This is a genomic window from Pseudoalteromonas sp. HL-AS1 (assembly GCF_031198785.1).
In the GTDB taxonomy this organism is placed as follows: Bacteria; Pseudomonadota; Gammaproteobacteria; order Enterobacterales; family Alteromonadaceae; genus Pseudoalteromonas; species Pseudoalteromonas distincta.
On the sequence record NZ_CP133569.1, the window covers coordinates 2572202 to 2584051 of the forward strand.

Sequence of the window (11850 nt, forward strand, 5' to 3'; positions counted from 1 at the left end):
CCAATATTGTCATAATTAACCGTTTACTAGTTTCTCAATGAAAAACTCTAAATGCCCAGATGGTTGGTTTGGTATTGGCCATTTAACTGCTTTGGTTGCCAGCGCTTTAAACGCGAGAGCGGCTGGCGAATTAGGAAAGAGCTCTACTATTACTTTTTGACGACGCGTTGCTTTGCGCATATTTTCGTCATAAGGAACCGTTGCTACTAGCTCCATTGACACATCTAAAAAGCGATCGGTAACTTTAGATAGTTTTGCAAACAATTCAGTACCTTCACGCATACTGCGGACCATATTTGCAACAATTTTGAACTTATAAACACCATGCTCGCGGCTTAATACTTTAATAAGTGCGTAAGCATCGGTTATTGATGTTGGTTCATCGCACACTACAACCATTACATCTTGTGCTGCTCGTGAGAAGCTTAGCACCATGTCTGAAATACCAGCGGCTGTATCTACAATTAAAATATCGAATTCGGTATTCAATTCGCTAAACGCACGAATTAGTCCAGCATGCTCCGATGGTGATAACTCAACCATACTTTGCGAACCCGATGTAGCGGGTACAATTTTAATACCAGCAGGACCTTCAACTAAAATTTCGTCAAGCTCACATTCACCAGACAAAACGTGTGACAAATTACGCTCTACACGTAAACCAAGCATCACATCACAATTTGCCAAACCTAAGTCAGCATCCAGTACTAGTACTCTATTACCTTGCTGCCCTAGTGCTATAGCAGTATTTAGAGAAACATTTGTTTTCCCCACCCCACCTTTACCACCGGTTACAGCGATAACTTTAACGCCGTTGTTATTGTTTTGACTCATTTTGCGCAGGCCGCTTGCTTGATCTAATACTGTGTTAATCATACATCCCTACTGTACTTGGCGCCACTGCTTGATGCCTTGAATGTTGTGCTTTTGTTCTTTTTAAATATAATTGCTCAGCCTTTTTCACTAGTTTTTCAGCATTTGCAACACGAATATCTTCTGGTACTCGTTGTCCATTAGTAAGATACCCTATTGGAAGGCGATTTTGAATCGCAATACTAATAATCTCACCCAAACTTAATGATTCATCCAACTTGGTAAAAATACAACCACTTAACTGTACTTTTTTAAAGTGGCGTACAGTTTCTTGTAGTACATTAATTTGCGCTGTGGCACTGAGTACTAGGTAGTTTCGAATATCCACACGCTGGTTGCGCATTAACGTATTTAACTGCTCAGTTAAGCGTAAATCTCGCTGGCTCATACCTGCCGTATCAATTAACACTAGACGTTTATTTCGTAAATGATATAAAACTTCAGCTAACTCATTAGCATCTTTAACTTGTTTTACACCACAACCAATAATACGACCGTAAGTTGCAAGCTGCTCATAAGCACCAATTCTGTACGTATCAGTGGTTATTAAGGCAACTTTATCGGCGCCATACTTTTGTGCACCTAGAGCTGCAAGCTTAGCAACTGTCGTGGTTTTGCCCACACCTGTTGGACCCACTAACGCATATACACCACCTTGGCGAAGTATTTCGTTATTGGTTGTTTGCATTTGATCTTCAACCATTGTTAGCAATGCTTTCCAGCCTTGTTGACGAGACACATCATCAGGTACAAAACATGCCATTTGCTGTGCTACTTCTTTATCGATACCCATACCGACTAAACGATCAACCATACAAGCGCGTGTTGGATCGCGACGCGCCATATCTTGCTGCATCAAGCCTGATACTTGGTGCTCAAGTAATTGACGAATTGCGTTCATTTCTTCACGCATTGTTGTCATTTCTTCGCTTTCATTATTTTTATTTTGTTGGCGAGTGGTTACTGGGCTATCTAAATCATCAAAGTCGCGGTCTAAATCATCAAAACCTAAGCTATCCGCTTGAGTTTGTGGACGAACTGGCGCAGAAGCTTCAGGAGCAAACATATTTTTAGTACGCTGCCCCATATTAGGTTCTTGATAGTTATCAGTAGTATCAATACCCGATTGTGAAAACATAGAAGCAAGTTCAGGGGAGCGAGGACGCGGTGATTGTCGCTCTAGTAATGCTTGTAAGCTGTCAGCAACCTTTGCTTGTGGCTCAGGCTTAGCACGCTGTGGCTCTGGTCTTACAAAGTTATGCATGCTTTGCTGTGGCGCTTGAGCACGAGGCTCAGCATTACGTTGTGGTTGCGCTGCTACTTTAGGGGCTGCTTTGTCATAATCAACTGCCGCTACAATTTCTACACCGTTAGCCAGCTTCTTATTTGACATAATAACCGCATCAACACCTAATTCATCTTTAACTTCTTTAAGTGCTGTGCGCATATCTTTAGCAAAAAAACGTTTAATTTTCATGATTCAACCCCTGTTAAAATCTTATTGTTGCCCTACAGAGCTAACAATCTTTATCTGTCTTTCATCTGGTACCTCTTGATAAGACATCACTCTCAATCCTGGAATGGTGTACTTAACAAAACGAGATAACACAGTGCGTAACATTCCTGACGTTAGCAATATAGAAGGTTCACCGGCCATTTCTTGATTTTGATGCGCTTGTGTTAATGACACTTGAAGTCGCTCTGCAAGTCCTGGCTCAATACCGGCACCTTCATCACCTGCATTTTGTAATGACTGATGCAACATCTGTTCCAACTCAGGCGCCAAGGTTATGACAGGAATTTCTGATGACATTCCCACCGCATCTTGAACAATTAATCTACGCAGGGAAATACGCACTGCAGCCGTTAATACATCAGGGTCTTGACTACGTGGGCCATACTCAACAAGGGTTTGAACAATTGAGCGCATATCGCGAATAGCCACGCCTTCATTTAATAAATTTTGTAGTACTTTTACAATAACAGTTAATGGCAATACATCAGGTACTAGTCCTTCCACTAAGCGAGGATGGCTTTTAGCAAGCATATCAAGTAGGTTTTGAACTTCTTCATGCCCTAGTAATAACGCTGCACTGTTAGTTAATAACTGGCTAATATGAGTGGCAACTACCGTGGCTGAATCTACAACGGTATAACCTAGTGATTGTGCTTCATCTTTTTGATCTGGTTTTATCCATACTGCATCAAGGCCAAACGCAGGATCTTTTGTTTCAACCCCTTTAATTGGACCAAATACTTGTCCTGGGTTAATCGCTAGCTCGTCGCCATGCTTAAGCTCGCTTTCACCGGTTGAAACCCCCATTAGTGTTATTCTGTAAGCGTTAGGGTCAAGCTCTAAGTTGTCGCGTATATGTACCGGCGGCACTAAAAAACCAAGCTCTTGAGAAAGCTTTTTACGCACCCCCTTAATACGATTAAGTAGCTCACCACCTTGTGATTGGTCCACTAACGGAATTAATCTATAACCGACTTCTAAGCCAATTACATCAACCTGCTGAACGTCATCCCAGCCTAGTTCTTTTTGTTCTTGTTTATTAGCAACACCCGTTGCAACGCTTCCGCCATTAGCGGCCTCTTCAGCTTCTGCCGCAGCAGCTTTTAATTTACTTTGCTGTGTGTAGTAAGCTAAGTAACCCAGTAACGCACCTAAACTTAAAAAAGCAATATGCGGCATACCAGGCACTAAGCCCATGATGATCAAAATACCAGATGCAATAAAGAGTGACTTTTCGTTGCCTAGTTGTTTCTTAAATTGGTCCCCCATATTGAGCGACTCATTTTGGCGTGTTACAACAATCGCGGTACCAATTGAAAGCAGTAAAGAAGGGAGTTGAGCAACTAAGCCATCGCCAATGGTAAGTAATGTATATACTTCCATTGCATTGCCAAAACTCAAATTGTGCTGGATCATACCGACAAATAAACCACCAACAATATTGATGATTAGTATAACAATACCTGCAATCGCATCACCTTTTACAAATTTACTCGCACCATCCATTGAGCCGTAAAAATCAGCTTCGCGAGTTACTTCCTCGCGGCGGTCACGCGCTTGTTCTGCGCTGATAAAGCCTGCGTTCAAATCGGCGTCAATTGCCATTTGTTTACCCGGCATTGCATCAAGGGTGAAACGCGCAGATACCTCAGAAATACGACCAGCACCTTTAGTAATTACTACAAAGTTAATAATGATCAGGATTAAAAACACAACCAAACCAACAGCGTAGTTACCACCAATAACAACTGAGCCAAACGCTTCAATTACTTTACCGGCAGAGTCACCACCATTATGGCCTTCAAGTAACACAACTCGAGTACTGGCAACGTTAAGTGCTAAGCGCATAATTGTAGCGATTAGTATTACAGATGGGAAAATACCAAATTCAACTGGCTTCATCGTGTAAACTGTCACAAGTAAAACCACTAATGCGAGAGCAATATTAAACGAGAAAAGGATATCGAGTAAAAATGGCGGTAGTGGTAAAATCACCATCCCCAAGGCAGCAAGCACCAACAAAGGAGTACCTATCCCTTTGCCATATTCTTTTTTGTCTCTGTTAAGCTGTTGTAATACTGCTTTAAAATTCATAATTCTACAATTTCAAAAAATTGACACTACGTAGAATTAGCAATAACTATTCCAAGTTATTCAGTTAACGGTTTAATACTTGTAGGCATCGGGGATTGGCAGCTTTTCATTGAGCTTAGTTGGACGTTTTCCGCGCCCTTTATTAAAGCGTTTAAGCTGAAATACATACGCTAAAACTTGCGCTACTGCGGTAAATAGCTGATCGGGTATTTGCTCTCCTACTTCAGCCGTATGATAAAGCGCTCGGGTCAACATGGGGGATTCTAAAATAGGTACTTCATTCCCTATTGCTACTTTACGAATTTGCATCGCCATTTCATCAATACCTTTAGCAAGCACTATAGGCGCACCTGCGCGCTCTGTATCGTATTTTAATGCTACAGAGTAGTGAGTTGGATTGGTAACAATAACATCAGCGTCAGGAACATCTTGCATCATGCGTCTTTGTGACATTTGCCTTTGTGTTTGTCTAATACGCGCTTTTATTTGTGGATCACCTTCAGAGTTTTTATACTCATCTTTAACCTCTTGCATTGTCATTTTAAGTTGCTTATGGTGAGTATAACTTTGATAAGGCGCATCTATTGCAGCAATAATAACCAACGTACAAGAGAGAGCTAGAAACATCCATGCTAATATTTCTAACGCATGAATAATGTTATTTGGTGCAGGCTCTATACTTAAATGTAAAATCTCATCAAAGAAAGTGTTAATTAGAAATACAGCAAAGCCAGCAACTACAGAAAATTTTAAAATGGCTTTGGTTAACTCTACCGCTGCTTGGGGGCCAAACATACGCTTAAAGCCTTTAAACGGTGACATTTTACTTGCTTTGGGTGCTGCTGCTTGCCAACTAAAATTAAATCCCCCCAATAGCGTATTTCCTATAATACCTGCAAATAAAATAATAAATACAAACATTGCCATAGGAAAAATAAGCACATCAGACACACTAGCCCAAACAGCAAACATTTTAGTGGTATCGTAGGCTTCATTTCGGTTAAGACTCAGCATTCGCCCCATAATGTTATATAGGCCTTTACCAATCTCAGGACCATATAAGAGCAAAGATATAGCGGAAAAAATAAGTACAAACATGGTGCCAAGCTCTTTAGAACGCGCTACCTGCCCTTTCTTTTTCGATTCGTCTACTTTTTTCCCCGTGGGTTCTTCTGTTTTTTCTTGTCCTGAATCTTCAGCCATTAGGCTCTCCTACGGTGAACAACCAACTAAAGTGCACATTAGCTCAACCATTTTTAACCACTGAAACTCAAATTGAAGAGTAAAGTTACCTAACGTTGCCCAAATAATCGTAAGCCCTGCAACAAGTGTGAACGGAAAGCCAATTGCAAAGATATTTAATTGCGGTGCCGCACGGGTCATAATACCAAAAGAAATATTGATAACGAGCATTGCGGTAAGCGGTGCAAGTGAGAGTACCAGTGCTGTAGTAAACATCCAGCCGCCCCAAGTCACTATGTCCCAGTAATGATCTACAGACCACCATGTGCCATCAATGGGTAGCACTTGAAAGCTATGCACCACCATTTGAATCATCATTAAATGGCCGTTAAAAGCAAAAAATAACAAGGTGGCCAAAATAAGGAAAAACTGACCAACCGCTGGGACGCTTGCGCCATTAGAGGGGTCAATAACCGAAGCAAAACCTAAACCGGTTTGCATCGCAAGTATTTGCCCTGCTAACACAAAAGTATTTAATAAAAGTATAGATGCAAAACCAATAGCAACACCAATCAGCATTTGTTGAATAACGACTAAAATCATCTCAAACGAAAATAAATTAGTGAATGTAGCTGGGGGAAGAACTGGAACTACAACAAGAAAAGTTACAACAACTGATAACCCCATTTTTATACGCGTAGGGACATTTTTAGCACCTAAACCAGCCATAATCATAATCATTGAGCTAATGCGTACCAGGGGCAGCAAAAAATCGCTCAACCATTGAATAACGACAGCAAAGGGGTATTCCACGTTTAACCTGCAATTTCAGGAATAAGTAATACTAGGCGAGTAAAAAAGTCCATTAGCTCTTGAGTAAGCCAATGCCCACCCACAATAAGCGCACTAATGGTAATTAATAAACGAGGTAAAAAGCTCAATGTTTGTTCATTGATAGACGTCGCGGCCTGAAACACAGCTACAACTAAACCAATAATTAAGCCTGGGACTACAATTGCAGACACCAGCTTAATAACTAAAAAAAGAGCGTCACTTAGGATATCAACAAAAATTTCCGGTTCCATGTTGTACTCCTATTGTTGGGTCATGTTAATGCTTTGCATACTAAGTCCCTAAACCAAAGCTTTTGGCTAGAGTCCCCATCACTAAGCTCCAGCCGTCTACAAGTACAAATAACATAATTTTAAACGGTAAAGACACAATCATGGGTGAAAGCATCATCATACCCATCGCCATTAATACCGAGGCGACCACTAAATCAACAATTAAAAATGGGATAAAAAACATAAACCCTATTATAAATGCGGTTTGCAATTCGCTGGTTACAAAGGCGGGTATAAGCACTATTAACGGTGTATCTTGTGGCGAATCTAGCTGATCGTAACCGGCAATTTTAGCAAACGTTTCTAAATCTTTTAAACGCACTTGCGAAAGCATAAATGCTTTCATTGGCTCTTTAGCCAGCTCTAAAGCTTGTACTGAAGTAACCTGCTCATTTAAGTAAGGCTCTATAGCTCGCTCGTTTACCTGCTGATAAATAGGCGACATTATAAAAATACTTAGAAAAAGCGACATCCCTAATAACACTTGGTTCGACGGTGTTTGCTGCAAACCAATTGCTTGGCGCAAAATGGCGAGTACAACAATTATTCGTGTAAAGGAGGTCATCATAATTATGGCAGCCGGTATAAAACTCAGCGCCGTCATAATTGCTAAAACTTGTAACGTTACTGAGTAATCCTGTGTGCCATCAGCGTTTGTTGTAATAGTAAGCGCATCAATTCCTTCTGCGCTTACACTTGGTACAAACACCATGGCAAAAATAATAAGCAGCCACTTTGTCATAGGTTTAATTCTTTTTATTTTGGTTTGATTGCGGGTTTAAAAGTTTACCAAATCGTTTAGCGAGTTCAGGTAGTTCTTTTTCACTTAATGGGGTTTCTAACTTGTGTAAGTAATTAATACTATGGGGGGTTACACCAAGTAAATGCTGAGCATTATCTATCTCAACAACCATTAAACGCTCACGAGAACCCAAAGGTAGACTTCTGACTACTTTAAATTCATCGCTGTTTGCTAAATTTGGATTAAGCTTTTTAACAAAAAATGCCAGCACAATAATTAGTACTAGCACCATTACAAGCGACAGCACCATAGAGAGTATATCTCCAGTAGGTGTTGCCACATCTGCTTTTGAAAAAACGGAACTCGTTAAAGCAACTAATAAGCTCATCGTAGTTTTTTGATCCGCTCTACTTGGCTTATCACGTCAGTTAAGCGAATACCAAACTTGTCGTTTACTACAACTACTTCACCATGGGCTATCAAAGTACCATTAACTAGCACGTCTAGCGGCTCGCCCGCAACACGGTCAAGCTCAACAACAGAGCCTTGGTTAAGTTGCAATAAGTTACGAATATTAATTTTAGAGCGTCCTACTTCCATTGAAATAGTAACGGGGATATCTAAAATAGTGTCGAGTTTTCGTTTTTCATCGCCACTCATTTCGTGTTTTGAATCACTTAACTCATCAAGCTCTGCAACATGTGCTTCGCTACTATCATCTGGAGCTTCGGCTTCTGCTAATGCTGCTGCCCATTCATCCATTGTGTCTTGATCATCGCTCATACTTTTAACCTTTTAATCAATTACCAGTCTAAGTCTACACCGTCAGAGAGGTATAAATCATCTTCTAGTTCTGCTAATTCTGCATCTGAGTCAATTTTCTTGCCGCCTTTGGTAAATACATGCAGCTCAGATTTAACTGAATCAGGTCGTTTAATTTTTTCACTAATTTGAAGCGCAACATTATCGCGAGAGCGACCCATTTTGGCTCTAAATGTAGGTAGTTCTTCAACAAACACGGTTATATGCTCAGGCATTTCAACCGGAATAATATCACCGGCTTTGAGTTCCATGATTTGTTTTAAGGTTAAATCAACTTCAAGCAACTGAGTTGATATTTCAACCTCTACATCCATTATTTCATCGCGAAGCGCTTTGCTCCAACGCAAATCAGTATCTTCAGTATCAGACTGAACACCCGCATCTAACAGCTCTCGAATTGGCTCAAGCATTGAATACGGAAGTGCAATATGAAAATCGCCACCGCCGCCATCGAGCTCAATATGGAAAGAACTAATAACCACAACCTCAGTTGGGCTTACAATATTAGCCATAGCTGGGTTTACTTCAGAATCGAGATATTCAAACGATACATCCATAACCGGTGCCCAAGCTTCTTTATAATCTTCAAAGATTATTTTAAGGAGCATTTGTACAATTCGGCGCTCTGTTGGAGTAAATTCTCGGCCTTCTATTTTTGCATGATAACGCCCGTCACCACCAAAAAAGTTATCTACCAAAATAAACACAAGTCGTGCTTCCATGGTAATCAGGCCAGTGCCTTTAAGCGGTCTAAAACGCACCATATTTAAGCTGGTTGGAACAAATAGAGTATGGATATACTCACCAAATTTAATCATTTGCACGCCGTTAATAGACACCTCTGCGGTGCGGCGCATCATGTTAAATAGGCTAATTCGCATATGACGAGCAAAGCGTTCATTAACAATTTCCAGTGTCGGCATACGACCACGTACGATCCGATCTTGCGAAGAAAAGTCGTACTGAAGCGTACTTCCCCCGCCATCTTCACCTTCGTGTATATCTTCCTCTTCAACGTCATCAACGCCATGTAATAGCGCATCAATTTCGTCTTGGGATAATAAATCGCTCACGCTAACCCCTTATTGCATCACAAAGCCGGTAAACAATACCCGCTCAATTACTTTACTGCCTTCAACATCCATTAAGGCTTTTTGTACCTTTTCAAGTGCAGAAAAACGAAGTGTTTCTTTACCAGAGCTCGTACTTAATTCATCAGCTGTTGTAGTAGAAAACACGCTTAATAGCGTTCCTTCTATTAGTGGAATATGTTTTTTGGCTGTTTCTTCATTTACTTCACCACGTACTAATAATTGTACTTTAATTTGTACAATTCTGTCGCGGCTTGAGCCCGGTACGTTAAACACAAATGGGCGTGGCATAGCAACATATAAAGCACTGCCCATTTCTGCTGAATCACCCGCTGCAGCAGAAGGAGCATCAGTAGACATTGCAGTCTCTTCATCTAAGGTTTCAACTGGCGTATCCGAACCCGACATAAAAAAGTAACCCGCAGCACCACCTGCAATAAGTAGTACAGCTACTATAATTATTATTAGTTTCTTTTTACTTTTACCGGTTTCTTCGATTTCTAAACTTGCTTCTTCAGCCATCATGATTCCTTTAATCGCAAAGGTACTTGCTTGTTTTAACTATTATAATAGCAGTACTTAGGCATAGTAATCTATTGATGATGAAGTTTGTTGTCGAGAACTTTGTGCAGTGTTATTTGCTTGCTCGTCGTTTTCTTCATTAACTGACTTATTATTAGCCAAATTACCTTGGGCTCCACTCTCACTTTGCTCAGCTGTTTCACCACCTGATTGCCCATAAGAAATAGTGCTTTCACCAAGCTCTAGCCCTTGTTGCGCTAACATTTCACGTAAGCGCGGCATTGATTGCTCAAGCGCTTCTTTGGCTTGCTGGTTTTGTACAACAAAGTTTATATGTGCTTGTTCTGCATCGCTACGAATACGTATTTGCATGCTACCCATTTCTGGAGGATCGAGGCGAATTTCTGCTTCTTTATTATTAATGTTCAGCATTGAGCTAACTCGCTCTTGTAGTAATTTAGCTGCATCACTTTTAACAATATTAATTGCCTGCATTACACCTGGATCAATACTTACTTGCTTAACTTGTGATGTACTTTGTAATTGTTGAGTTTGTATTATTTGGGTATCAAGTACGCTCTGCTCGTAACTTAATGAGTCGTATTGGCTTAATGTGCTCGTTTGCTGAGTATTTAAAGCGGCTGTAATTTGCGTAAATACTTGTGCTACGCGTGCAGGCGTTTGTTCTGCCGATGTTTTTCTAAGCCCATCTTTTTGTAACTCTTCAAGTGATTTTAATAAATCATCACGCTTAGCTGAGGTTGCTACAGCTTTGTTAATATCCGAATCTTCGCTTGTCGACGTCTTTAAACTTAACTTTTGTGGATTATATACTGTATTAGGAGTCTCTGACGCCACAAACGTTTTTGAGTCTGATTTAGCGGTATCAGCAAGCCCTATTTCAATAGAAGCTTTTAACTCATTAACTGTTTGCTTAAGCACTGACAACTGCTCGCCTTTAGGCTGCTCTGTTTTAATATATGCGTTTAATTGCGTTAATAAACTTTGTTTTTCAGTTGTATTAAGTGAATTTATTTCTGCGCTAAAAGAGTGTTTTGCTACCGTGCTTTGCGCTTTTTCGTTATCAGTAATAAATTGTGCAAGCATTTGCTTTAAAGCTGTTATATTATTAATATTACTAGGCTTATCCAAAGCTTGAATTTGTAAATTTAGCTGTAACATTTGCTCTGGTGTTAAACTATCAAGTATTTTATCTGCTTTAATTAGATCTGTATCTTGAGTCATTGATGTATCTACAGCAGTACTTTTATCTCTCTCAGTTATTTGCGTAATCTCAGCTGCCGATACTGTAACTGATGAGTTAATACTAGGGATATTTTTGCTCTCAGAAACAACTTTACTTATGGACTTTTCAATAGCAATATAATCTATAGAACTATCTATAGTCGATCTCTTCTTAAAATCAACTTCGTCAGTTGCTCCATCAACCTTTTCTGCTGGTTTTGAAACAGAGGTATTAATGGCCTGTGCCGAGTTTATTTGAGCCAGCATACTATCACCGTATACGATTATGACTTCATGTGTTGGGCTTCCATTCGAGGTATTAGATGTCTCTGTCTCCACACTTGATTCTTCATTTTTGAGACTGGCAATCGAGTTTTCGGCATCGGGATTTTTATTGCCCTTAAGCAAAGGCCCCATAGAGTTATGCGCTTCGTTTAGCTGGCTTAAAAATTCCTCGCCTAAATTTCCTTCGCCATTAGCTAAGCTATTGTCTTTAAAAGCTAACAGTGAATCTTTTTCAGAAGAAACTAAAAACGAAATGTTATTCATCGCCATAAATCACCTAATACCATTACGGCAATATGCCACCGCATACCGCCAAAAGTTAAATACCACTAAGTAACAAAGCAATTAACGTGC

The 11850-nt window shown here is 40.1% G+C and carries 12 protein-coding genes; all 12 read right to left on the bottom strand.

Annotated features, from left to right (window positions below):
- Positions 1-15: 15 nt before the first annotated feature.
- Complete coding sequence (locus RB214_RS11950) at positions 16-876, bottom strand: MinD/ParA family protein (protein WP_010553899.1); 861 nt, start codon at positions 874-876, stop codon at positions 16-18.
- Positions 869-2350, bottom strand: coding sequence for a flagellar biosynthesis protein FlhF (gene flhF, locus RB214_RS11955; protein WP_309167114.1), 1482 nt, complete (start codon positions 2348-2350; stop codon positions 869-871). The genes RB214_RS11950 and flhF overlap by 8 nt, the downstream gene beginning before the upstream one ends.
- Positions 2351-2371: 21 nt before the next feature.
- Entirely contained in the window at positions 2372-4483 is a 2112-nt protein-coding gene (flhA, locus tag RB214_RS11960; RefSeq protein WP_309167116.1) for a flagellar biosynthesis protein FlhA, read from the bottom strand.
- A gap of 72 nt (positions 4484-4555) precedes the next feature.
- Entirely contained in the window at positions 4556-5686 is a 1131-nt protein-coding gene (flhB, locus tag RB214_RS11965) for a flagellar biosynthesis protein FlhB (protein WP_309167117.1), read from the bottom strand.
- 9 nt (positions 5687-5695) lie between these two features.
- A complete protein-coding gene (gene fliR, locus RB214_RS11970) occupies positions 5696-6478 on the bottom strand; it encodes a flagellar biosynthetic protein FliR (protein WP_309167119.1) in 783 nt (260 codons plus the stop codon).
- A 2-nt stretch (positions 6479-6480) separates the two neighbouring features.
- Positions 6481-6750, bottom strand: a complete 270-nt coding sequence (gene fliQ / locus RB214_RS11975) for a flagellar biosynthesis protein FliQ (protein WP_002959325.1) — start codon at positions 6748-6750, stop codon at positions 6481-6483.
- A 40-nt stretch (positions 6751-6790) separates the two neighbouring features.
- Complete coding sequence (gene fliP / locus RB214_RS11980) at positions 6791-7531, bottom strand: flagellar type III secretion system pore protein FliP (RefSeq protein WP_007585804.1); 741 nt, start codon at positions 7529-7531, stop codon at positions 6791-6793.
- A 4-nt stretch (positions 7532-7535) separates the two neighbouring features.
- Complete coding sequence (gene fliO / locus RB214_RS11985; protein ID WP_007377952.1) at positions 7536-7919, bottom strand: flagellar biosynthetic protein FliO; 384 nt, start codon at positions 7917-7919, stop codon at positions 7536-7538.
- Complete coding sequence (fliN, locus tag RB214_RS11990; RefSeq protein WP_007585803.1) at positions 7916-8314, bottom strand: flagellar motor switch protein FliN; 399 nt, start codon at positions 8312-8314, stop codon at positions 7916-7918. Before fliN ends, fliO begins: the two co-directional genes overlap by 4 nt.
- A 20-nt stretch (positions 8315-8334) precedes the next feature.
- The gene (fliM, locus tag RB214_RS11995) at positions 8335-9426 is read right to left on the bottom strand and encodes a flagellar motor switch protein FliM (RefSeq protein ID WP_294123403.1); all 1092 of its coding nucleotides are present in this window, start codon (positions 9424-9426) and stop codon (positions 8335-8337) included.
- Between the two features lie 9 nt (positions 9427-9435).
- Positions 9436-9966, bottom strand: a complete 531-nt coding sequence (gene fliL, locus RB214_RS12000) for a flagellar basal body-associated protein FliL (RefSeq protein ID WP_309169007.1) — start codon at positions 9964-9966, stop codon at positions 9436-9438.
- Between the two features lie 57 nt (positions 9967-10023).
- Complete coding sequence (locus RB214_RS12005) at positions 10024-11760, bottom strand: flagellar hook-length control protein FliK (RefSeq protein WP_375144346.1); 1737 nt, start codon at positions 11758-11760, stop codon at positions 10024-10026.
- Between the last annotated feature and the right edge of the window lie 90 nt (positions 11761-11850).